The organism is Tsukamurella pseudospumae (assembly GCF_001575195.1).
Lineage (GTDB): Bacteria > Actinomycetota > Actinomycetes > Mycobacteriales > Mycobacteriaceae > Tsukamurella > Tsukamurella pseudospumae.
Map to the genome: position 1 here is coordinate 143,752 of NZ_LSRF01000056.1, position 22,178 is coordinate 165,929.

Below are 22,178 nucleotides of genomic sequence, written 5' to 3' on the forward strand. Positions count from 1 at the left end.
CTTTCCTTCGGATCAGTGGGTGAGTGCTGCGAGATGGTGGGTGGCGTAGAGGGCCTTCATGACGCCACCTCCACGTCCTTGGGGAGCACGCCGGTGCCGCGGGCGCGGACGGCGATGATGGGCTCGTCCAGAACGCGGGAACGTCCGCTGTCGTCGGCCGCGCGGCAGGTGACCCGCAGCTCGAAATCGATGGTCCGGCTGCGGTTCCCCTTCTTCACCAGGGTCGCTTGCGCCTCGACGATGTCACCGCCGCGGATCGGTGCGAGGAACTCGACCGACGAGTAGCCGGCGAACAGGCCCTCGTGACCGTCGGTCTCGATGGCGAGGTTCGTGCCGACGTCGCCGAACAGCTTGAGTCCGAAGGCACCGTCGACGAGATTGCCGGCGTAGTGGGCGTCGGAGAAGGCGACGTAGCGCCGATGGATCACGGTCGGGGCGGCGGTGGTGCGGGTCATGGTGGTGTCCCTTCGGTGGGGTGTGGGCCTAGAGGGGCAGGTCGGGCGAGTCGACGCCGACCACGCGGTCGCCGCAGAAGACGCGCACGGATTCGGCGGGGCCGTGGCCGCCGATACCCGCTGTGCCCCAGAAGGTCTGCGCGGAACCGTCGGCGAGGTCCGCGACCTTCGCGCCGTTGATCCGCACCTCGCCGGACATCACCTTCGAGCCGATGTCGACGGCGCGGGTCAGGTCGGTGCCGAAGACGTACGCGTCCAGGCCCGACGGTGCCGCGTTCGCGGCCCGCAGCGCCTCCTCGTCGGAGTCGACGGCGTGCAGGCTGATGACCGGGCCGAACAGCTCCGCGTTCGCGTCGGCGGCGTCCAAACCGGAGGCGACGGTGGGGGAGAGGAAGAAGCCCCCGAGGTCGGGCAGGGCGCCCGGCTGGTGGATCGTGGCACCCTTACTGCGCAATTCCTCGATCCGCTGCACCAACGTCGCGTAGTGCGGCGCATTGGAGATGGGGCCGACGTCGGCGCCCTCGTCGAGCGAGTGGCCGATCGTCAGGGCCGCGATCCGGTCGGTGAGGGCGTCGAGGAGGGGCGCGACGAGCCGACGGTGCACGAGCACCTTGCCGGGTCCCTCGCACCACTGGCCGTTGAGCTTCGTCATGCCCTCGAGCAGGCCGTCCGCGGTGACGTCGATGTCCGCATCCTCGAGCACGAGGGCGGGGTTGTTGCCGCCGAGCTCCAGCTGGAGGGTCTTGAAGTCCTCGGCCCCGGCGCGGGCGATGGCCCGGCCGGCGTTCGGGCCGCCGGTGAAGGAGACGGCCTTGATGCGGCGGTCGCCGGTGAGAGCGGCGCCCACCTCACCGAAGCCGTGCACCAGCTGCAGCGCGCCTGTGGGCAGGCCGGCCTCGACGAAGGCCTCGACCACGATCTGAGCGCTGGCCGGGGCGTGCTCGGAGGGTTTGAGGATCACCGGGCAGCCCGCGGCCAGCGCGCTGACCGTCTTCGCGGCGGGGATGAAGCTCGGACCGTTCCAGGGCGTGAGGATCGCCGTCGGGCCCAGCGGCACCTTGTACAGGCGCACGTCCCGGCCGCCGGCCTCGAGCGCCGTGCGCCGGGGAAGGCTGCGGAGTTCGGCCGCGGCGCCGCGGATCCGGTAGGGGAGGAAGGCCGCGACCTTCCGGGTGTTGGCGACGGTCGTGCCGCTGGTGAGCGCATCCGTTCGGGCGAGGTCCTCGATCCGCTTCTCGATGATGTCGGCGGCGCGTTCGATGACCTGCGCGCGCTCTTCGGTGGCGGCGTCCTCCCACCGGTCGAAACCGTAGGAGTCGTGCGCGTGCTGGATGGCCCGCTCGACGTCCGCGGCGCTCGTGGTCACGGCGCGATGGATGGGCTCGCGGGTGTTGGGGTCGAGATTGAAGGCGTTGGGGACGACCTCGGCCGCGCCCCATTCGTCGGCGATGTAGTTGATCGGTTGGGGCAGTGTCGTGTTCGTCATGGCAGTGTCTCCTGGGGACGGGGAATCAGACGGTGAGGTCGGCGACGATGCGGGTCACGTCGCCCGACTTCATCGCTTCGAAGCCCTCGTTGATCTCGGCGAACGGGATGACCTTCGTGACCATCTCGTCGAGCAGCAAGCGTCCCTGCAGGTAGAGGCGGGCGAACTCGGCGATGTCCTCCTGCGCCTGGCCGGAACCCATGTAGGAGCCGATGAGCTTCTTCTCGCCGAAGAAGAAGTCCGACGCGGGGATCTGCAGGTCGGTGCCATCGGGGGCGATCCCGACGAGCACCGCGGTACCGGTGGCGCGGAGCGCGGCGAAGGCCGTCTGGGCGGTGCGGGCGGAGCCGACGGCCTCGAAGGCGTAGTCCACGCCGTCGCCGAGGATCTCGCGGATCGCCGCCGGGACGTCGGTGGCGCCGTTGACGACGTGGGTCGCGCCGTAGACCCGGGAGGCCTCGAGGCGGGCGTCGTCGAGGTCGACGGCGATGATCGCCGACGCGCCGGCCATGCGAGCACCCTGGATGATCGCGGAACCGACGCCGCCGCAGCCGATCACGGCCACCGCCCCGCCGGGACGGATCTGCGCGCCGCGGAAGACCGCACCGACGCCGGTGATGATGCAGCAGGAGAGCAGGCAGCCCACGTGCAGGCCGACCTCGTCCGGCATCTTCGTCAGTGTGTTCTCGCGCATGAGGATGTGCCGGGAGAAGGCGCCCACGCTGCCCAGACGGTCCACGACCGTCCCGTCGGGCAGCGTGAAGGCGGGGCGTTGCCGGACGCGGACCTCGGCCTGCCGCTGGCACTGCGTCGAGTGGCCGACGGCGCAGTTGCGGCACTTCCCGCACGACGGGGTCAGCGCGCCGACGACGCGGTCGCCGGGGGCGAAGTCCGTCACCGCCGAGCCGACGGACTCGACGACGCCGGCCACCTCGTGGCCCACGACCACGGGGAGGTCCGCGGCGACGGTGCCGGTCATGTAGTGGAGGTCGCTGTGGCACAGGCCCACATGAGTCACGGCGAGTCGGACCTCGTGGGGCTCGGGGTCGTCGACCAGGATGTCGGTGAGGACGAGCGGGGTGTTGATCGCCGAGAGGACGGCGGCCTGGGTGGTGATCATGGTGAGGTGTCCTTCGTCAGTGGGTGTCGTCAGCGCGAGGCCGTGGTGACGGTGTTCTTGTTCGCCCAGAAGCCCTCGACGCCGTCGGTGAAGGCGCCGGAGTCCCAGGCGTCCTGGGCGGCCTCGTCCTCGCGGGCGAAGGCGGCCTCGATGTCCTCGGGCCGGGGGCGCAGCAGGCGCAGGTGCAGCCCGGTGATCCGCGGATCGGAGTTCCACTCGCGGGCGAGCGCGGCGGCGCGGTCGGTGAGCGACTCGGCGGGGACGATCTCGTCGAGCAGGCCGATGCGCTGGGCGTCGTCGGCGTCGATCCGCTTCGAGCCCAGCACGATCCGCATCGCGTGGTTGCGCACGAGCCGGGTCATCAGGAAGCTCGAGGCGTTGGAGATGATGATGCCGCGGTGGTTCTCGGGCTGGAAGTACTGCGTGTTCGGGGTCCCGATCCGCCCGTCGCAGCAGAGCGTGATCTCGGACGCGCCGCCCACCGCGATGCCGTTGACCGCGGCGATCACGGGGACCCGCGTCTCGAGGATCGCGCGGGTGATGTCGTGGAAGGTCGCGAAGGCCTCGCGGATCTCGGCGTAGGTGGTGGGCACGGCGGCGAGATCCTCGCCGGCGGAGAAGGCGCGCCCGGTGCCCGTCAGCACGATGCCGCGGACGAGGTCGCCGGTGCCGAGACGCCGGATCTCCTGCGCGAGCAGCACCCGGGTCGGCACGTTCATCACGTTGAGCTTCTCGGGGCGGTTCAGCGCGAGGACGGCGATGTCGTCATCGATGCGGACGTCGAGGTGGGTGTCGGTCGTGGTCATCTCGTTCACTTTCCGGGCGCGGCGACGCGCGCCGGCCGCAGGTCGTAGGTGGTGCCGGGGTGCTCCGCGGCACGGGCCTTGAGGGCGGGCTTGGCGATCCGCTCCGACGGGGTGCGGGGGAGGTCCGCGACGAACTCGACGTAGCGGGGCACCTTGAACTTCGCCAGCTGGGCCCGGGCACCGTCGACGATGCGTTCCGCGGTGGCGCGGTCCGCCTCGACCCCGGGCGCGAGCTGGACGAAGGCCTTGACCTCTTCGCCGAACAACTCGTCGGGTTCGGCGACGACGGCCGAGGCGACGACGGTGGCGTCGCGCTCCAGTGCGCGCTCGACCTCGCTGCTCGCGATGTTCTCGCCGCCGCGGCGGACCATGTCCTTGATGCGCCCGACGATGCGGTACGAGCCGTCCTCCCGGACGGCGACGTCGCCGGTGTGCAACCAGCCGTCGCGGATCGTCTCCGCCGTGGCGTCGGGACGGTTCCAGTAGCCCAGCATCATCGGGCGGCCGGAGGTGATCAGCTCGCCGGGTTCGCCTTCGGGCGTGTCGGTGCCGTCCGGAGCGACGACGCGGACCGTCTTGCCCGGTACCGGGCGGCCCAGACGCCCGCTGCCCACGTCGGCGGTGTCAGCGGGAAGGCTCGCCAGGTCGGCGCCGGACTCGGTCATGCCGAAGATCTCGCGCCACGGTGCGCCCCAGCGCTCCTCGAGCTGCGCGTGCAGGCCGGCGGGGATGGCGGAGCACAGGACCACGCGGAGTCGGTTGTCGCGGTCCTGGTCCGTCGGGGCCTGCTTGAACAGCAGCGTGGGCATGGAGCCGAGGACGTAGCAGAAGGTGGCGCCCTGGCGGCGCACGTCGGCCATGAAGCCGGAGGCGGAGAAGCGGGGGAGGACCACGAGCGGGGCGCCGATGGTCAACGCCAGGGCGGTGTTCCACTGCGGGTCCATGTACGAATAGGGCTGCGAGGTGAGGATCACGTCGTCGGCGCCCAGGCCGGCCGTCTCCGCGCAGACGGCGCCCAGCCGGACCCAGTAGTCGTGGGTCAGCATGCAGGCCTTGGGGAATCCGGTGGTCCCTGAGGTGTACTGCAGGTTCGCGAGCGTCTCCGGCTCGACGGTGACCTCGGGTGCGGTCCCGGAGAATCGCCCGAGGCCGGCGGGCGTGCCGGCGTCGATCACGCGGACGTCGAGCGGATCCGTCCCGGCGGAGGCGACGTCGGCGACAAGGGGGGCGTGCTCGTCGTCGGTCACGATCAGCCGGGCGCCGGAGTCCCGCAGCACGAAATCGAGGTCGGCGTGCCGGTACGCCGAGTTGACGGGGACCACGACGCCGCCGGCCTTGAGGGTCGCGAGCCATGCGATCGGCCAGGCGGCGGTGTTGGGCAGCATGATCGCGACCCTGTCGCCGGGCCGCACGCCGTCCAGCTCGATCAGCCGGTGAGCGAGGCGGGAGGTCCAGTCGTCGACCTCGGCGAAAGTCCAGGAGCCCTCGGTGAATCGGAGGAACTCGCGGTCGCCGGCGTCCGCGGCGCGGAGCGCCAGCAAATCGACGAGGGTGGGGTGCGTCATGAGAGGTCCTCTCGAAGCGTTTGTGACTCTGGTCATAGACGGTAACGGAACATGATCAAACGATCAAGGCGTATGACCAAGAAAAGGGCGCGCATGCTCTGAACTGCGGCGAGTCGTGGTCGATGTCCGATTGCGCTGGTACTGTCGGCCGTGACTTGATCAACCGTCAGGATCGAACCCAGGAGGTGGCAGGTGGCCCGGATCCCCGCGGCGGAGCGCCGGCAGGAACTGATCGACGCGGCGGTGCTCGTGATCGCCGAGAGCGGCGTGGACGGCGCGACCACGCGCCGGATCGCGGACCGCGCGGGCGCCCCACTGGCGACGCTGCACTACTGCTTCGCCTCCAAGGAGCTCCTGTTCGGCGCGGTCTTCGAGCACATCGCCGGCCGGTACCGCGAGGTGCTCATCGCGTCCGACGTGCACGGCGACGTGGCGACCACCACGCGCGGTCTGATGCGCGGTCTGCTGCAGTGGTACGTCGACAACCCCGAGACCGCTTCGGCCATCGTCGAACTGATCAGCTGGGCCAGGCGGCAGGACGGCGCGAAGGCCACGGGCGTCTACGACGAGGCGCTCGATACTGTCCGGTCCATCCTCGTCGCGGACGCCGCAGCGGCCGGGCAGTCGATCGACGACGAGACTCTGGAGCGGCTGGCGTACGTCGTGACCGTGATCGCGGACGGCTTCGCCATCAACTGGTTGATGTACCGCCAGGCGGGGCTCGACCCCGAGATCGACCTGACCCTGGGGCTTCTGGACGCCTGGATGGCCGCCAACCTCTCCGGCGGAGGGAGCGTCGATCCAGTCGGCGTGCAGCCCGCCCGCCCGCGGCCGGGGGCGGCGGAGTCACCCGAGAAGCTCGCCGATCTCGTGTCCTGGGTGGACGTGGGCTGAGGCGGCTCGCACGATCCATTCCAGCGCACCGTCGGGCGTCTCCATCCACTCCGGATGCCACTGCACCCCGAGTACGCCGGCGCCCGGCAGCTCGACGGATTCGACGACACCGTCGGAGGTCCGGCCTGTGACCACCAGACCCCGTCCGGTGGTCGCGACGGCCTGGTGGTGCCAGGAGTTGGTGCGCAGCCGGTCGCCGAAGACGCTGTGCGCCAGCGAGCCCCGCTCGAAGGTCACCACGTGCTCCGGGTCGCCGTCGGACAGCGGCCCGGTCTCCATCAGATGACGGACGGGGCCGGGCGGCAGGTCCGGCACGAGCGTCCCGCCGAGAGTGACGTTGAGGACCTGCAATCCGCGGCACACGCCGAGGAGGGGCAGTCCCGCATCCAACGCTGCGCGGACCATCGCCGTTTCGAAATCGTCCCGGTTCGCGTCGTGGGCGTTCGGATCGGACTCGGGGGCGATGTCCCGCACGACCGACTCGTCGCCGCCCCAGTAGCGCGGGTGCACGTCCTGCCCACCGGTGATCACAACGCCGGAGAGCCACTGGCACAACGACTCCGGGTCGGCGTCGTAGGGCAGCATCACCGGCACTCCACCGGCCGCGGTGATGCGTCCGGCGAAGTCGGTGAAGAAGCTGTCGGTGAGGCGGTCCCCGTAGCCGGGGTGCGCGCCCTCGATGAGCCCCATTCGGAACCGTCGGCCCGTGAGGCCGATCAGGGGCTTGCGCTCCGCTCTCGCACGTCGGTCGACGACGTCCGTCATCATGAGTCCTTTCTCGGGCGGTGAGCATGCGATCACCTGACTGGTCAAGTGACCATGATGGTGCGTGAAGGTTCCTGGCCTGTCAATCTTTCGCGGGAAAATGCCATGTGAACTGGATGTTCTCGGCGAGATTGGCTCGCGGGGGCCGACTCCGAGTGTGACGTGGTGCACAGTGCACCGGTCGTGCCGGAGATCTGCGACACAGTGATGTGGATCAATTGACTAACTATTGGGCACTCTGGTGATCACATCGAACGCGACACCGAAAGGCCCCACGATGAACGCACCGACCAGCCAGATCCGGACCGAAGACTTCGACATCGTCATCATCGGTGCCGGAATCGCCGGCATCGGCGCCGCGAAGTACATCACCGAGGCCTTCCCCGGCAAGCGCGTGGTGATGCTCGAGGGACGCGCGAACATCGGCGGCACGTGGGATCTGTTCAAGTACCCCGGCATCCGCTCGGACAACGGTCTGCACACCTACGGCTACGAGTTCAAGCCGTGGACGGACCCCGACGCCATCGCGGAGGCCCCGAAGATCCTGAACTACCTGCAGGAGACCGTCGACGAGTACGACCTGGGCCGGCTCATCCGGTTCGAGCACGCCGTGCGGCACGCCTCGTGGTCGTCCACCGACGCGCGGTGGACCCTCGACCTGCAGACCCCCGACGGCGAGAAGAAGATCACCACGAGCTGGGTCTTCGCGGGCACCGGCTACTACCGCTACGACGAGGGCTACACCCCGCACTTCGAGGGACGCGAGGACTTCGCCGGCGACATCATCCACCCGCAGCACTGGCCCGAGAACTACGACTACTCCGGCAAGAAGGTCGTCGTGATCGGCAGCGGCGCCACGGCCGTCACGGTGATCCCGTCCATGCTGAACCACGAGGGCGCCGCCGCGCACGTCACCATGTTGCAGCGCACGCCGACCTACATCGTGCCGTGGCCGAAGATCGATTCCACCGCCCTGCTGTTCACCCGGCTGCTCGGCGAGAAGCGCGGCTACGCGCTGACCCGGTTCACCAGTATCTGGGCCGAACGCGGCCAGGTGAAGTTCATCCGCGCCTTCCCGAAGGCGGCGCGCGCGCTGATCAGGAAGGCCAACGCCTCCTCCCTCCCGCACGACTACCCTGTCGACACCCATTTCAACCCGCCCTACAAGCCCTGGGACCAGCGCCTGTGCCTGTGCCCGGACGGCGACTTCTTCGCCGCGCTCAGCGATGGCGGCGCGTCCGTGGTCACCGACACGATCGAGCGGTTCACGAAGACCGGCATTGCGCTCGAATCCGGTGAGTACCTCGACGCCGACGTCATCGTCACCGCGACCGGCCTGAACATGCGGCTCCTCGGCGGGATCGAGTTCGACGTCGACGGCGAGCCGGTCAACATCCCGGACACCACCGCCTACCGCGGCACACTGCTGACGGGCCTGCCCAACGTGTCCATCGCGGTCGGCTACACCACGTCGGCGTGGACGCTGAAGATCGGCATCGTCGCCCGCTACCTCTGCAACCTCATCGCGCACATGGACGCCTTCGGCTACGATAGCGTCCGCGTCGAGGCCGATCCCACCATGGAGCGCCGTCCGATCCTGGACCTGAGCTCGGGCTACGCCCAGCGCGCCAAGGACGTCATCCCGAAGCAGGGCACGGGCATGTTCCAGATGTCGATGTCGTACCAGCAGGACGCCAAGATCCTGCGCGGGCCACTGCTCGACGACGCTCTGCGGTTCGGTTCCGCCCGCGACGACGTACGCGCCACAGGGGCACGGATCGAGGAGCGGATCGATGCCTGAGGACGTGGACCGGTTCGCCGTGCTTCGCGGTGGCACGCGCGTCTGCTACCGGGTGGACGGCCCCGTCGACGGTGTCCCCGTGCTGCTCGTCGCCGGCCTCGCCGAGGACCTGACGACGTGGTCCGAGCGCTTCGTCTCGGCGCTCACGGCCACCGGGTACCGGGTGATCCGGATGGACAACCGCGACTGCGGCCGGTCCACCTACGTCACGAGCCCGCCCCCGAACACGCTGCGCCAGCTGCTGTCCCGGCCCCGCAGGGACGCCTACACGCTCGCCGACATGGCCAGCGACACCGCGCAGCTGATCCAGCACCTGGGCGTCGGGCCCGTGCACCTGGTCGGACGGTCCATGGGCGGCATGATCGCCCAGACTGTCGCCGCCCGGTACCCGCACCTCGTCACGACCCTCACCTCGCTGTACTCCACGACGGGGGACACGAAGGTGGGGCAGCCGGCACCGTCGACCTGGGCCCTGATCGCGGCGCCCCCGGCGAAGGGCCGAGTGGGCGCGGTGCGCGACCACCTGCGGATGACCGCGCACCTGTCCGGCACCGCGTACCCGATCGACGAGGTCGAGGAGACCGCGCACGCCGTCACGACCTACGAGCGCACCGCCGGCGATGCCGTCGCCGGCACCTCCCGGCAGCTGCAGGCCATCCAGGCCTCCGGGGACCGCACGGCCGAGATCGGCCGGATCACGGCGCCCACGCTGGTGATCAACGGCGACCGCGACCTCATCGTCGCCCCGTCCGGCGGCGACGCCACCGCGGCCGCGATCCCCGGCGCGAGGCACATCGTCATCCCCGGTATGGGACACCACCTTCCGGACGCCCTCGCGCTGCGGATCGCCGACCTCGTCGTCGGACATCTCGACCGGACGGTGGCGCGATGACGGCCACCGAGGCACCGTCGACCGGAGCGGGCCTGGAGCGGACCCTGGGGGTCCCGCAGATCGTCTTCATGGTCGTGGCCGTGGCGGCGCCGCTGACGGTGTTCGCCGGGCTGATCCCGCTCATGCTCGGGACCGGGAACGGCATCGGGACGCCCGTCGACTTCCTCATCGTGGGTGCGGTGCTCCTGCTCTTCACCGTCGGCTACTCGGCGATGACGCCCGAGGTCCGCAGCGCGGGTGCCTTCTACTCCTACGTCCAGCGCGGCCTCGGCACGACCTCGGGCCTGGGCGCGGCGGCGCTGGCCCTGGTCACGTACTCCGTCCTCATGATCGCCGTCACCGCGTACCTGGGGGCCGCCGCGGCCACCGTGGTCGAGAACTTCACCGGCCTCGCGGTCCCGTGGTGGGTGCTCTCCGCGGTCGGGCTGGTGCTGATCGGTGTCCTCGGCTACCGCAACGTCGAGGTCAGCGCTCGAGTGCTGGGCGTGCTGCTCATCGCCGAGATCGGCATCGTCGCCGTGATCGACGCCGCGATCGTGCTGCGCGGTGGCGCGGACGGCCTGTCGGCGCAGCCGCTCTCCTGGAGCGCCTTCACCAGCGGGGCGGTCGGCACCGGGATCATGTTCACCGTCTTCGGTTTCGTCGGATTCGAGGCGACGGCGGTGTTCCGGTCGGAGGCCAAGGATCCCGACCGCACCATCCCGCGGGCCACCTACATCGCAGTGCTCATCATCGCGGTCGTCTACGCCGTCTCGTCGTGGGCCATGATCATCGGCCTCGGAGTCGATCACGCCTCCGAGCTCGCCGCCGCGGACCCCGAGGGCCTCGCGCCCGGACTCGCGACGCGCTACCTCTCGCACGTCGCCCACGACGTGGTGCAGGTGCTGCTGGTGACCAGCTTCTTCGCCTGCATCCTCACCGCCCACAACGTGGTCTCGCGCTACCTGTTCGCCCTCGGTCGGCAGGAGGCGGTGCCGAGTCGGCTCGGTGCCGTGCACCCGGTGCACCGGTCGCCGCACGCCGCGTCGGTGCTGACCTCCGTGGTGATCGGGACGCTCGTCGCGCTCACCGCCGTCGCCGGGCTGCACCCCGTCACCGAGGTCTACGCCTGGTTCGGCGGCGCCGGGACCCTCGGCCTGGTCGCGCTGCTCACCCTGACCTCCGCCGCGGTGCTCGTGCACTTCCGCAGGCAGCGCACCGCGAGCCCGTGGCGCGGCACCGTGGCACCGGCTCTCGCGCTCCTGGCCCTCGTGGCGATCCTCGTGCTCGTCGTGAGCAACTTCGAGCTGCTCGTCGGCTCGCGGGCGCTGGCGAACCTCTTCCTCGGCGTGATCGCCGCCGCGTTCGTCACGGGCCTGCTCTGGGCCGTGGCGCTGCGCCGCCGCCGGCCCGGCGTGTACGCCGCCTTCGAATGACACTCCGTCCGTGAAGTCCCTTGAACAAGGAATCCCCATGAACACCAGCACCCTTCCCGCGCTCGGCACTACGGCGCAGGTCCGGATCGAGATCGACGACGATGCCACGCCCATCGTCCGGCTGATCGGCCGCACGCTCCGCGACGCGGATCGCCTCGGCCACGCCCCCGACGTCCTCAGGCGCGCCAGCGGCACCGTCGCCGTCCGCTCGCACGCCACGCCGCAGGCCGCGACCGTCACCTTTTCCGACAGTGCCGTGACCGTCACGGGCGGCGTGTTCGCCCCGACCGACGCGACGGTCGTCGTCGACCTGGACGACCGGCTCGCGCGGACGGCTTCTGACGGTGACCCCGAGCTCGCCGACGCGATGCACCGGGCCCTGCAGGTCCCGCTGCCCGAGTGGCGCGAGGCCGCGGCCCGGTTCTGGGAGATCACCCGCGGCGTCCCCGGAGTACCGGACGTGCTCGTCGCCGTGGCGACGGGGCCGGACGGCCGAGAGGAGGCCCGGTTCGGATCGGGCCCCTCGACCTACCGCATCGTCGGCACCCCCGACGCACTCGCCGGCCTGTTCACCGGCACCGATTTCCTCCTCACCGCCCTGGAGCGCGGCCTGTGCGTCCAGGGGAGCATGGCCCAGCTCTCGACCATGACCGCCGCATCCTGGAAGGCCCGTTACGATGTCTGATCTCCACAGCGCTGTCACCCCCACAGGCCGGCCGGTCAAGGCGTACCGCGTCGAGGCCACCAACCACGACGGCAGCTTCATGGGCAAGAACGTCACCCCCGCGAAGTTCGACTCCGGCGTCACGTCCGGCCTCGCCTTCGCCGACGTCCTGTTCGCCATCGACATGGGTACGGACATCGTCTTCGGCGACCCCTACCCGGAGTGGCGGGGCAACCTCTACGACATCTCGCTGCAGCCCGACATGAACACGCTCGTCGAGTGGAAGCCCGGCGTGCAGTCCGTGATCGGCGATTTCTGGCTCCGGGACGGCAGCCCCAACCCGATCTGCCCGCGCAACCTCATGCGTAAGCAGATCGACCGCCTCGCGGAGCTGGGCTACACCGCCACCGTCGCGGTGGAGATCGAGACCACCCTGTTCGAGGAGTCCATCCAGGAGGCCCGCGCCCGCGGGTACCGCGATCTCACGCCACTGGGCGGGGATACCGGCTCCAGCTACAACCTCGCCCGGTCGTCGGACTGGATCGACTACATGGAGGCCGTCACCGACCGGCTCGACGAGCTCGGCATCGTCTGGGAGGCGTGGACGGACGAGGCCGCGCCGGGCCAGACCGAGCTGAACCTCGCGCCCACCGACCCGCTCACCGTGGCCGACTCGTGGGTGCGCACCAAACAGGTCATGCGTGAGATCGCTTGCGAGAAAGGTCGATCGGTGACCTTCATGGCCAAGCCGACCGCCGGATTCGGGCAGGGCGCGCACCTGAACGTCTCGCTGCAGCGGGACGGCGTCAATCAGTTCTACGCGCCCGACGGGCCCTCCGAGCTCATGCTCAACGCCGTCGGCGGGCTCATGGCGACGATGGCCGGCAATACGCTCATCGCACTGCCGCAGATCACGTCCTACCGGCGCCTGGTCGACGTCTCCGGGCCGCCCACCACGATCAGCTGGGGCGTGAGCAACAAGACCGCCGCGCTGCGCGCCATCGTCGGGCATCCCACGTACTCCCGGCTCGAGTACCGGGTGCCCGGCTCGGACGCCAATCCCTACTACGCGCTCGCGGGCGTGCTCGCCGGCATCGTTGCGGGGATCGAGAAGAAGCTGCAGGCGCCGCCGCAGGTCGACGACATGGCGTGGTGCCTCCCCGACGACTGCGGCGTCGAGCGGATCCCCGACTCGATGACCAAGGCCATCGCGGCGCTCGACGCCGACCCGCTGCTGCGCGAGTATCTCGGCGACGAGTTCGTCGACTTCTGGACCGCGTCGCGCCGCTGGGAGTGGATGCAGTTCCACACCACGGGCGGGGACCCGTACGTGGATCTCTCGGAGTGGGAGTCCCGCCGGTACTTCGAGTTCTCCTGAACCGTCTATCACGCCGAAGGAGTCAGTCGCGCAACTGCACCAGCATGAGCGCGGCCACGATGGACGTGGCGTTGTCGGCCAGCGGCGCGGGGAGCAGCTGGCCGGCCCGGGAGAGGCGCCGCTCGACCGTGTTGCGGTGTGTGTACAGCCGCTCCGCCGCGGCCGAGGCGTTGAACCGCTCCTGGACGTAGGTGAGGACGGTCTCGCGGAGCACCGCGTCGGCGGCGGCGAAGTCGCCGAGGGTGTCGGTCACGAACTTGTCCGCCTGCGTCATGTCGGCGGTGAGCACGGCGACCAGCGCCACGTCCTCGTAGCGCACCACCGCCCGCGCGGAGCCGACCCGCGCGAGCACGCGTTGCGCGGCAGTGGCATCGAGGTGGGTCCGGCGGAATCCCTCGATATCGTCGCCCGGCCTGCCGAAGGTCACCCGGATCGCGGGCCGGTCGGCGAGCGCCGTCCGCACCGTGTCCGCCGCGGGAACCGTGTCCGTCGGTATCCAGACCCACAGGGCGGAGGAGCTGGCGTTCAGGGTGAGACGACGGCTCACTCCGCAGACACGCATCACCGTCTCCGCGGCGGCATCGAGTTCCGCGGCCGTCTCCGCCGGCTCGCTCCAGATGATGGCGGCCACATGACTTCCGGTCAGCGAGTACCCCAGTTGCGCCTCGGCCCGCGCGCGACCGATCGGGGCGCCCTCGAGGAGCAGCTGGACGGTCGCGTGGCGCTCGGCGCTGGCGCCCCGGGCGAGCTCCGCCCGCTCCTGTTCGACGTAGGCGTCGAGCGCCGCCATCGAATCGTCGATGAAGGTCGCCATCGACCGTTCGGACACCTTCATGAGCTCGCGCAGCTCACCGAGATCGTCGGTGGCTGCGAAACACTCGTCGACCCACGCCGCCCAGGCGCTGTGCTGCGCGCCGCGCCAGGAACCGAGATCGTGCATGTCCAGCCCGCGCCGCACCACGTCGCGCGCGAAGCGGAGGATCTCCGGGTCGTTGTTGGGCGGCACCCGCTCGCCCGGGGCCTGCAGGTTGGCCGACAGCCAGTACAACATGTTCGTCCGGTTCATCTGCCGGTCGGCTGCGGCCAGCTGCGGGTCCTCGACGAGGGTCCGGTAGTCCGCCGACCGCCACGCGGCCGTGGTCAGCTCGTCGACCGTGACGTCCACGGACTGCAGCAGCCGCCCCGCCACCGCACGGATCAGCTCGGCGGTGCGTCCGTCGGGACGTGGCCATGAGGAATCCACCGTCGAACTGTACTGCGACACCGCGACCGGATCGAGCAAGAACGGTCAAGCGCATCGGCGCCCGTGAGGCAGATACTGGTGCACATGTCCGAACCCGTTGATCCGCTGCGGCGGCTCCTCGACGCCGTGCTCGCCGAGCCGAACGTCGACCTCGACGCCATGGCCGCCGGCGCGCACAGCTCATCGTCCCACTTCGCGCGGCAGGTCTCCGCCGGAGTCGGCGAGCCGCCCGTCGCACTCCGCCGGCGCATCCTCCTCGAACGCTCCGCCTGGCAGCTGCAACGCGGTTCGACGGTGACCGACGCCGCGTTCGCGGCCGGCTACGAGTCCGTCGAGGGCTTCATCCGCGCGTTCGCGCGGGCGTACGGGCACAGCCCGAGCGGGCTGCCGCGCACCGTCGGGCATTGGCTACCGGCGCCCAACGGCCTACACTTCCACTCCCCGACGGTGCTGTACGTCGATATCGGTGAACGGGACAGCGGCCGTGAGGTTTCGGTGGGGAACGTGCTGGCGCTGCAGGTCCAGCACGACGCGGCCGACATCGGCGCGCTGCTCGACGCGGTCACCGCACTGGCGCCCGAGGAGTACCGGAGAGTGCGGCTGCCGGGGTCGCGGCCGCGGCACTGGGACGGCCCGGACGAGTCGTTGGCGCAGGTGATGTGGCACCTCGTGTTCAGCACTGCACCCTGGCGCGCGTCCATCGCCGGCGAGCCCGCTCCCGAGCTGCCGCCCGGCGACGATCCCGCCGCCCTCGCCCGGGCGCACGCGGAGAACTCGCCGCGCTGGCTCGGCCTGGTCCGCGACGTCGACCGGCGCGAAGCGTGGGGCGACCGCGTGATCGACGCCCTGTGCGACCCGCCGGAGTCCTTCCTGCTCTCCCAGATCGTCGCGCACGAACTGACCTTCTCCGCGCACCGTCGACTCCTGGCGCGATGGATGCTCGCGGACGCGGGCGTCGCCGTCGACACCCCCGAACTGGATCCCGACCCGATCATCTGGCACCGACGCATCACCGGAGGACAAGCATGACCGCGTACTCGTACTACACCGCCTCGACCCTCGACGGCTTCCTCGCCGACTCGAACGACAGCCTGGATTGGCTGCTGACCCAGCCGATCGACGACGGCGGGCCGATGAACATCGAGGAGTACATGAAGACGGTCGGCGCGATCGTCATGGGCTACACCACGTATCAGTGGGTGGTCGACCGGGTCGAGGCCGGCGACGAGCCCTGGTACTACGCCGACTACCCGGTGTTCGTGTTCACCCACCGGGAGCTGTCGCCCATCCACCCCGGCGTCCGCTTCGTCGATGGCGAGCCGGCGTCGCGCCGCGCCGAATTGGAGGGGGCGGCTGGGGACAAGGGCGTGTGGGTCGTGGGCGGCGGTGACCTCGCCGCGCAGTTCGCCGAGGCGGGCATGCTCGACGAGGTGGTGATCAGCTACGCGCCGGCCACCGTCGGCTCGGGGCGGCCCTTGTTCCCGCGCGCCTTCGACTTCGAGCTGGTGGAGTGGGCGCGGAACAAGGCCTTCCTCTGCGGCCGCTACCGGGTGGTGGGGGCGAGGACGGCCTCGTCGTAGGCCTCGCGGGCGCGGTGCACCGCGGGCATGTTGCTCTCGGCCCACCGCTTGAGGTGCTGGACCACGACGAACAGGGACTCGCCCAGATCGGTGATCGAGTAGGTCACGGTGACAGGGACCGTCGCCTCCACGCTGCGGGTGATGAGGCCGTCGCGCTCCAGGGTGCGCAGGGTCTGGGTGAGCATCTTCTGGCTGACGCCCGCGACCTCACGCGCGAGCTCCGAGTAGCGGTGCGGACGCTCGTGGAGCGCGCACAACAGCAACGTCACCCACTTCGACGAGAGCTGGTCGAGGAGTTGCCGGCTGGGGCACTGTGCGAGGAAGGCGTCGTACTCGAGGCGCTCGATCTCGCGGCGCTGGGCCGCCGTCAGCGTGGGCATCGTCGTCCTCCTCGTTCCTTACGCACTCCGAGGTGTGTACTTCCCAATGGAGAGTAACGCTGCGATGGTCAGGTGGCAACGCCTCGAGACGCGAGGCGGCACAGTGGAAGGTGGACCATCATGCAGGCCGTTCTCGTCGCTCCCGGAGGCACTCCCGCACTCGTCGACGTCCCCGTGCCCGAGCCGGGCCCGAACGAGGTGCTGGTCAAGATCGTCGCGGCGGCGGTGAACCCCGTCGACGCGTTCACGGCCGCGGGCGGACCGCGCGAGGCCGGCTGGGCGGCACCCGACGCGGTACTCGCCATGGGATGGGACCTTGCGGGAGAGGTGGTCGCAGCGGGCAGCGGCGCCGGACTACGACCGGGTGTCCGGGTGGCCGCGCTCGTCGCGGATCCGACGGTGGGAACCTTCGCGGAGTACGCAGTGCTGCCCGCCGCCGACCTCGCCGTCGTGCCGGACGGGATGTCCACCGTCGACGCGGCGACGCTCCCGCTGGCCGCGCTCACCGCGGCGCAGGCACTGGACCTGACCGGCGCCACGTCGGGCGATCTCCTGGTCACCGGCGCGGCGGGCGCGGTCGGCGGCTTCGCGGTGACGCTCGCCGCTCGTGCGGGGTGGACCGTGACCGGCCTGGCTCGTGCCGCGGATGCCGACGCCGTCCGGGCGCTCGGCGCGTGCGTCGCGATCGATGACCTCGGCGGACGGTTCGACGCAGCTCTCGACGGTGCGGTACTCGGAGACCCGGTGGCCGCACGCGTCGGCGACGGCGGCGTGTACGTCGGTGTGATCCCTGGCGGTGAGCCTCGGACCGATCGGATCCGGACGGTCGCCGTCTCCGCGGCGGCCGACGGGCCGCGTCTCGCGGGGCTGTTCGAGCTCGCCGCGCAGGGGGTGCTGACGACCCGAGTGCGGACCACCTTCCCGCTCGCCCGTTTCGACGATGCGCTGACGGAAGCGGCGCGGGGCGGGGCACGGGGCAAGGTGGTCATCACGGTGGCGTGACGCCGTGTGCGAGCGGTGAGGCGCGCCGCCTAGGATTGCAGGCATGTCTGCCATCTCCCGGGACGAGGTCGCGCACCTCGCGCGACTGTCGCGTCTCGCCGTCACCGACGAAGAGCTCGACGTGTTCGCCACGCAGCTCGATTCGATCCTCGAGCACGTCAAGGTGGTGACCGAGATCGGCTCCGACGGTGCCGACACGGACGTCGCGCCGCTGACGCTGCCGGTCGGCAACGTGAACGTGAACCGGGCCGACGTGCCGGTGCCCGGCCTCACGCCGGAGCAGGCGCTCTCCGGCGCGCCCGCCCGCGAGGGCGACCGCTTCGCCGTGCCGCGCATCCTGGGGGAGGAGTGACCATGACCGACCTTCGGGCATCGAACGAGATCACCGGCGCCACCGCTGCCGACCTGGCCGCGAAGATCGCCTCGGGCGAGCTGAGCTCCGTCGAGGTCACCCAGGCGCACCTGGACCGGATCGCCGAGGTCGACGGTGACCTGGGCGCCTTCCTGCACGTCTCCGGCGAGGAGGCCCTCGCGGCCGCGCGCACCGTCGACGAAGCGCGCGCCCGCGGCGAGCGGCCCGCGTCGGCGCTGGCCGGCGTGCCGCTGGCGCTCAAGGACGTGTTCACCACGACCGACGCGCCCACCACGTGCGGCTCGAAGATCCTCGAGGGGTGGACCGCGCCGTACGACGCGACGGTCACCGCGAAGCTGCGCGCCGCCGGCATCCCGATCCTCGGCAAGACGAACATGGACGAGTTCGCCATGGGCTCGTCGACGGAGAACTCGGCGTACGGCGTGACCCGCAACCCGTGGGCCGCCGACCGCACCCCGGGCGGCTCCGGCGGCGGCAGCGCCGCGGCGCTCGCCTCCTACGAAGCGCCGCTCGCCATCGGCACCGACACCGGCGGTTCGATCCGCCAGCCCGCCTCGCTGACGGCCACCGTCGGCGTCCGCCCGACCTACGGCGCCGTCTCGCGCTACGGGTTGGTCGCCTGCGCGTCGTCGCTGGACCAGGGCGGGCCGTGCGCGCGCACCGTCCTCGACACCGCGCTCCTGCACGAGGTCATCGCCGGGCACGACCCGCGCGACTCCACGTCGCTGGACGCCCCGGTTCCGGGCGTGGTCGCGGCCGCGCGTGTGGGGGCCTCGGGCGACCTGAAGGGCGTGCGCGTGGGCCTGGTCAAGGAGTTCGGCGCAGACGGCACCGAGCCGGGCGTGCAGGCGTCCTTCGAGAAGGCCGTGCAGCAGCTGCGCGACCTGGGCGCCGAGACGGTCGAGGTGTCGCTGCCCACGCTGCGGTACTCGCTGGCCGCGTACTACCTGATCCTCCCGTCGGAGGTCTCCTCGAACCTCGCCCGGTTCGACGCCATGCGCTACGGCCTGCGCACGGGCGACGACGGCACGCACTCCGCGGACGAGGTCATGGCGCTCACCCGCGAGGCCGGCTTCGGCCCGGAGGTCAAGCGGCGCATCATCATCGGCACGTACGCGCTGAGTTCGGGCTACTACGACGCCTACTACGGCAGCGCCCAGAAGGTCCGCACGCTGCTCGCGGACGACTTCGCGCGCGCCTACGAGAGCGTCGACGTCATCGTCTCGCCCACCACGCCCACCACGGCGTTCAAGCTGGGGGAGAAGGTCGGCGACCCGCTGGCGATGTACCTGTTCGACCTGTTCACGCTGCCGACGAACCTCGCCGGTCACTGCGGCATGTCGGTGCCCTCGGGACTCTCGACGGACGACGGCCTGCCCGTCGGCCTGCAGATCCTGGCGCCCGCGCAGGCGGACGACCGGCTCTACCGCGTCGGTGCGGCGTACGAGGCCGCCCGCGGCCCCGTCGCCTGACGGTCCGCAGTAGCCCGACGGTGCGCGACGCCACCGTCGGGCCCCTTCCCCCTAGCTAGCGGCGGGGCGGGCTGCGCTGCGGCGGTGGGAGAGTCAGGGCGCGGGGTGGAGGTGGGTGGTGATGCCCAGCATGTTCCAGGTGTTGATGGTGCCGATGGCGATGAGCAGGTCGGTGCGCTTCTGTTCGCCGAGGAGGGTCCCGGCCGTGTCCCACAGCGCGTCGTCGACGGCGTCGATGCCGCCGGTGAGTCGCTCGACGAACGCCAGCGCCACGCGCTGCGTCTCGTCGAAGAACGGGCTCTCCTCCCACGCGGCGATGCCGTAGATCGTGCGGGTGGGCATGCCGAGGCGCTCGAGGTCGCGGGCGTGCATGTCGACGCAGTACGCGCAGCCGTTGATCTGCGACGCGCGCAGCTTGACGACGTCGTAGAGGACCTTGCCGAGCGAGCTCGCGAGACGCGTGTCCAGTGCGATGAGCGTCTTGTAGGTCTCCGGCGACGATGTGGCTCCGGGGGTGCGGGTCATGATGATTCCTCTCATAAATGGATGTTCGATGTCCAGGTTTTGGGGCGCAGGTCCGACGGTGCGCCGGGGTGCCGTCAGGCGGTCGAGAAGTGGCGGCGGGCCGCGTCGGCCGTTCGGGTGGGCGTGGCCGCGGCCAGGTCGGCGATGGAGGTCGTGGCGAGCTCGCGCCGCCACGCGAGCTCCGCGCTCCGCATCGCGTGCGCGATGCCGCAGGGTTTCGTGTACTCGGTCCGCGGATTCCCCGCGTTCATACCCCGCTGCCGGATCTCCGTGCAGGCGAAGGCATCCGTGCCGCCCTCGATGGCTGCGACGACATCCATCAGGGTGATCCGCGACGCGGGCCGAGCGAGCCGGATGCCGCCACCCCGGCCGGGAAGGGACTCGGTGATGCCGGCGCGCGCCAGCGCCTGGACCTGCTTGCCGAGGTAGGCGGCGGGGAGGTCGTAGGACTCGGCCAGGCGCGACGCGGGGACGGGAGTGAGTCCGCCCTCGTCGAGCCAGTGCAGCAGCACGCACACGTGTGCCGCCCACTCGACGCCCTCGTTCATTCGCACGATCGACTCCCTAAACCAGGACAAAGGATATCCGGTTAAGACGATGCGGGCAACGTCGCCGGGCGGACGAGGCCGCTCACCAGCTCCGATCCCTGCCGCTCGTCGTAGCGGTGCCCCAGACCGGGCGGCGGGGCGGTGGCGCCCAGCAGGTCGACGGTCGCCTGGACGAAGCCGAGCAGCGGAACCCACGGCGGGCGCGGTGTCGCACGGCCGGGTGCGGTGGCGGCGCGGCCGGGCGGCGCGACGAGCAGCCGCGGCGACCAGATCCCTACCGGGTCGGAGGCGTTGAGTTGCGCGGGGCCGGCGATCGCGACTCCCGCCGGCGTGCCCACCTGCAGGGTCGCCGCGATCGGGGCGTGAAGCTCCGCGGCCCGCCGCTGCGCGGCGACCACGCCAACCGCCCCCAGGCTCTGACCGTACACGCGGAGCGCGATCGACGGTGCGCGCCTGTGCAGCTCGTCGATGAGTGCCGCGGTCGTCGCCGCGGCGGCGTCGCGGTGCAGCACGAACGACTGCCAACTCGGCATCTCCGTGTACTGCACGGACACGATCGCGCTGTCGCCGCGCATCGCCTCCTCGACGCCGCGGACGAAATGCGGGTCCACCCAGCCGGATCCCGTGGGGACCGCGATCACGACCGCCCTGCGCGCCAGTCCGCCTGCGGCGATGAGCCGGTCGACCGCGATCGCGGCCCGCCGCGTGGGCGAGGCGTCGTCGGAGAGGGACGCGTACGCGCGGACGCCGGGCGTCCGCGAGTCGATGTCCTCGAAACGGTGGGCGTACGAGGCGGATTCCTCGGGCGGCCGGGCCGTCGCCGGCCAGGCGATCCCCGCCGCGGCAGCGATCGCCGCCACAGCGGCCACCGCGGCTCGCAGGCGCACCGACCACAGGGTGACCACGACGAACGGTGCCGCCCCGACCACGCCCGAGAGCATCGCGAACCCGAGCGGCCCCACCGGCCCGACCTCTGCGGCCGCCCGCAGGTGGTTCTGCCACAGCAGCCATCCCACGACGGCGGAGGAGCCGAGGTATCCGGCCACGCGGTAGCCCGCCGGGGCGGGGCGGCGCCTCGCGACCGCCCAGCCGACGACCGCCCCGGCCGCGCCGAACACCAGGCACGCCACGACCTGCACGACGACCGCGCGCGGCAACTGGTTCGGGAACGCCGCGCAGGCGACCCCGACGGCGTACCCGGTGGGTACGCCCGCGCGCAGCCGCGGCGCCGCGATCACAGCCGGCTCCCGCCGGTGAGCCAGCTCGACGTGAGCTCGGCGACGGACTCGGCGCGGGGCGGACCGTCGTGTTGGCGCCAGGTGTTCACGCGGACCGCCAGCACCGTGATGCCGGCGACCTCCGCGCACCCGCGGCGCCGGTCCAGCGGACGATCGGCGCAGACGGCCGAGAGCCGGTGGGCGAGAGCGTCGTCGATCAGGCGCCGCGCCCAGCCGCCGAGGGGGCGACCCTGCGCGTCGGCGTGCCGCAGCAGGTCGTAGCCGAGGTCGTGCGCCTTGCACGGCGCGTCGAACTCGGCGGGGAGCGGCAACACCGAAGAGCACTCGCCGTGCGGGTTGACCGCGTAGCCGGGGCCGGCGGCGGCCGCATAGTCGAATCCGGCGGGGATCGAACGGATCTGGTCGGCGACGGCGACGGTCGGGTCCGCGATCGCGCGGACCGCGGCCGCGGTGGCGGCGTCCTCCACGGGAACGGTGCGTTCCGCGGCGGCGGGGATGGAGAGCCCGAAGGACAGGGGAACGGCGAGTACGGCTGCGGCGGCGAGCATGCGGCGGGTCATGTCGACGACGCTAGGA

Annotated in this window: 23 protein-coding genes; 11 read left to right on the forward strand and 12 right to left on the reverse strand. The window is 71.2% G+C overall.

Going from position 1 to position 22,178, the window contains the following annotated elements; all coding sequences use genetic code 11:
* Positions 1-56: 56 nt before the first annotated feature.
* Genes AXK60_RS15130 through AXK60_RS15150 form a run of 5 tightly spaced genes read right to left on the reverse strand, consistent with a single transcriptional unit; the run spans position 57 to position 5,432 of the window.
* Positions 57-455, reverse strand: coding sequence for a hotdog domain-containing protein (locus tag AXK60_RS15130; RefSeq protein WP_068572159.1), 399 nt, complete (start codon positions 453-455; stop codon positions 57-59).
* A 28-nt stretch (positions 456-483) separates the two neighbouring features.
* On the reverse strand, positions 484-1,941 hold the full coding sequence (locus tag AXK60_RS15135; protein ID WP_068572161.1) for an aldehyde dehydrogenase family protein: 1,458 nt from the start codon (positions 1,939-1,941) through the stop codon (positions 484-486).
* Between the two features lie 25 nt (positions 1,942-1,966).
* A complete protein-coding gene (locus AXK60_RS15140) occupies positions 1,967-3,061 on the reverse strand; it encodes a Zn-dependent alcohol dehydrogenase (protein ID WP_068572163.1) in 1,095 nt (364 codons plus the stop codon).
* 29 nt (positions 3,062-3,090) lie between these two features.
* Positions 3,091-3,867 carry an enoyl-CoA hydratase/isomerase family protein gene (locus AXK60_RS15145; protein ID WP_068572853.1) on the reverse strand — a complete coding sequence of 259 codons (777 nt, stop codon included), beginning with the start codon at positions 3,865-3,867 and terminating at the stop codon, positions 3,091-3,093.
* A 5-nt stretch (positions 3,868-3,872) separates the two neighbouring features.
* Entirely contained in the window at positions 3,873-5,432 is a 1,560-nt protein-coding gene (locus AXK60_RS15150; protein WP_244881119.1) for a class I adenylate-forming enzyme family protein, read from the reverse strand.
* A 192-nt stretch (positions 5,433-5,624) separates the two neighbouring features.
* Between AXK60_RS15150 and AXK60_RS15155 the strand changes: the two genes are divergently transcribed.
* On the forward strand, positions 5,625-6,326 hold the full coding sequence (locus AXK60_RS15155) for a TetR/AcrR family transcriptional regulator (RefSeq protein WP_068572168.1): 702 nt from the start codon (positions 5,625-5,627) through the stop codon (positions 6,324-6,326).
* Here the strand turns inward: AXK60_RS15155 and AXK60_RS15160 are convergent.
* Complete coding sequence (locus tag AXK60_RS15160; protein ID WP_068572855.1) at positions 6,279-7,091, reverse strand: gamma-glutamyl-gamma-aminobutyrate hydrolase family protein; 813 nt, start codon at positions 7,089-7,091, stop codon at positions 6,279-6,281. The two genes, AXK60_RS15155 and AXK60_RS15160, sit on opposite strands and share 48 nt — an antisense overlap.
* A gap of 277 nt (positions 7,092-7,368) precedes the next feature.
* Between AXK60_RS15160 and AXK60_RS15165 the strand changes: the two genes are divergently transcribed.
* Genes AXK60_RS15165 through AXK60_RS15185 form a run of 5 tightly spaced genes read left to right on the forward strand, consistent with a single transcriptional unit; the run spans position 7,369 to position 13,241 of the window.
* Complete coding sequence (locus AXK60_RS15165; RefSeq protein ID WP_068572170.1) at positions 7,369-8,892, forward strand: flavin-containing monooxygenase; 1,524 nt, start codon at positions 7,369-7,371, stop codon at positions 8,890-8,892.
* Entirely contained in the window at positions 8,885-9,784 is a 900-nt protein-coding gene (locus AXK60_RS15170; protein WP_068572171.1) for an alpha/beta fold hydrolase, read from the forward strand. Before AXK60_RS15165 ends, AXK60_RS15170 begins: the two co-directional genes overlap by 8 nt.
* Complete coding sequence (locus AXK60_RS15175; protein ID WP_068572173.1) at positions 9,781-11,199, forward strand: APC family permease; 1,419 nt, start codon at positions 9,781-9,783, stop codon at positions 11,197-11,199. Before AXK60_RS15170 ends, AXK60_RS15175 begins: the two co-directional genes overlap by 4 nt.
* Positions 11,200-11,236: 37 nt before the next feature.
* Complete coding sequence (locus AXK60_RS15180) at positions 11,237-11,884, forward strand: hypothetical protein (protein WP_068572175.1); 648 nt, start codon at positions 11,237-11,239, stop codon at positions 11,882-11,884.
* Positions 11,877-13,241 (forward strand): glutamine synthetase family protein, encoded by a 1,365-nt coding sequence (locus AXK60_RS15185; protein WP_068572178.1) that lies wholly within the window; start codon positions 11,877-11,879, stop codon positions 13,239-13,241. The genes AXK60_RS15180 and AXK60_RS15185 overlap by 8 nt, the downstream gene beginning before the upstream one ends.
* Before the next feature lie 22 nt (positions 13,242-13,263).
* On the opposite strand, the gene AXK60_RS15190 is transcribed toward AXK60_RS15185, so the two are convergent.
* The gene (locus AXK60_RS15190; RefSeq protein WP_068572857.1) at positions 13,264-14,484 is read right to left on the reverse strand and encodes a PucR family transcriptional regulator; all 1,221 of its coding nucleotides are present in this window, start codon (positions 14,482-14,484) and stop codon (positions 13,264-13,266) included.
* An 84-nt stretch (positions 14,485-14,568) separates the two neighbouring features.
* Here AXK60_RS15190 and AXK60_RS15195 point away from each other — a divergent pair, with 84 nt between their 5' ends.
* Positions 14,569-15,513 carry a helix-turn-helix transcriptional regulator gene (locus tag AXK60_RS15195; protein WP_068572859.1) on the forward strand — a complete coding sequence of 315 codons (945 nt, stop codon included), beginning with the start codon at positions 14,569-14,571 and terminating at the stop codon, positions 15,511-15,513.
* Positions 15,510-16,064 carry a dihydrofolate reductase family protein gene (locus AXK60_RS15200; RefSeq protein ID WP_068572179.1) on the forward strand — a complete coding sequence of 185 codons (555 nt, stop codon included), beginning with the start codon at positions 15,510-15,512 and terminating at the stop codon, positions 16,062-16,064. The genes AXK60_RS15195 and AXK60_RS15200 overlap by 4 nt, the downstream gene beginning before the upstream one ends.
* On the opposite strand, the gene AXK60_RS15205 is transcribed toward AXK60_RS15200, so the two are convergent.
* Positions 16,028-16,444 carry a winged helix-turn-helix transcriptional regulator gene (locus AXK60_RS15205; RefSeq protein WP_068572181.1) on the reverse strand — a complete coding sequence of 139 codons (417 nt, stop codon included), beginning with the start codon at positions 16,442-16,444 and terminating at the stop codon, positions 16,028-16,030. The two genes, AXK60_RS15200 and AXK60_RS15205, sit on opposite strands and share 37 nt — an antisense overlap.
* A 120-nt stretch (positions 16,445-16,564) precedes the next feature.
* Here AXK60_RS15205 and AXK60_RS15210 point away from each other — a divergent pair, with 120 nt between their 5' ends.
* Genes AXK60_RS15210 through gatA form a run of 3 tightly spaced genes read left to right on the forward strand, consistent with a single transcriptional unit; the run spans position 16,565 to position 19,291 of the window.
* Positions 16,565-17,446: an alcohol dehydrogenase catalytic domain-containing protein gene (locus AXK60_RS15210; protein ID WP_068572186.1), complete on the forward strand. Its 882-nt coding sequence runs from the start codon at positions 16,565-16,567 to the stop codon at positions 17,444-17,446.
* 43 nt (positions 17,447-17,489) lie between these two features.
* The gene (gene gatC / locus AXK60_RS15215) at positions 17,490-17,798 is read left to right on the forward strand and encodes an Asp-tRNA(Asn)/Glu-tRNA(Gln) amidotransferase subunit GatC (protein ID WP_068572188.1); all 309 of its coding nucleotides are present in this window, start codon (positions 17,490-17,492) and stop codon (positions 17,796-17,798) included.
* A 2-nt stretch (positions 17,799-17,800) separates the two neighbouring features.
* On the forward strand, positions 17,801-19,291 hold the full coding sequence (gene gatA, locus AXK60_RS15220; protein ID WP_068572189.1) for an Asp-tRNA(Asn)/Glu-tRNA(Gln) amidotransferase subunit GatA: 1,491 nt from the start codon (positions 17,801-17,803) through the stop codon (positions 19,289-19,291).
* Between the two features lie 93 nt (positions 19,292-19,384).
* Here gatA and AXK60_RS15225 read toward each other — a convergent pair whose 3' ends face one another.
* The 4 genes from AXK60_RS15225 to AXK60_RS15240 form a co-directional block, all read right to left on the reverse strand.
* Complete coding sequence (locus AXK60_RS15225; RefSeq protein ID WP_068572190.1) at positions 19,385-19,816, reverse strand: carboxymuconolactone decarboxylase family protein; 432 nt, start codon at positions 19,814-19,816, stop codon at positions 19,385-19,387.
* Between the two features lie 74 nt (positions 19,817-19,890).
* Positions 19,891-20,364, reverse strand: coding sequence for an RrF2 family transcriptional regulator (locus tag AXK60_RS15230; RefSeq protein WP_244881123.1), 474 nt, complete (start codon positions 20,362-20,364; stop codon positions 19,891-19,893).
* 41 nt (positions 20,365-20,405) lie between these two features.
* Positions 20,406-21,602 (reverse strand): alpha/beta-hydrolase family protein, encoded by a 1,197-nt coding sequence (locus AXK60_RS15235; RefSeq protein ID WP_068572194.1) that lies wholly within the window; start codon positions 21,600-21,602, stop codon positions 20,406-20,408.
* Positions 21,599-22,162, reverse strand: coding sequence for a phospholipase A2 family protein (locus AXK60_RS15240; protein WP_068572196.1), 564 nt, complete (start codon positions 22,160-22,162; stop codon positions 21,599-21,601). Before AXK60_RS15240 ends, AXK60_RS15235 begins: the two co-directional genes overlap by 4 nt.
* Positions 22,163-22,178: the final 16 nt, after the last annotated feature.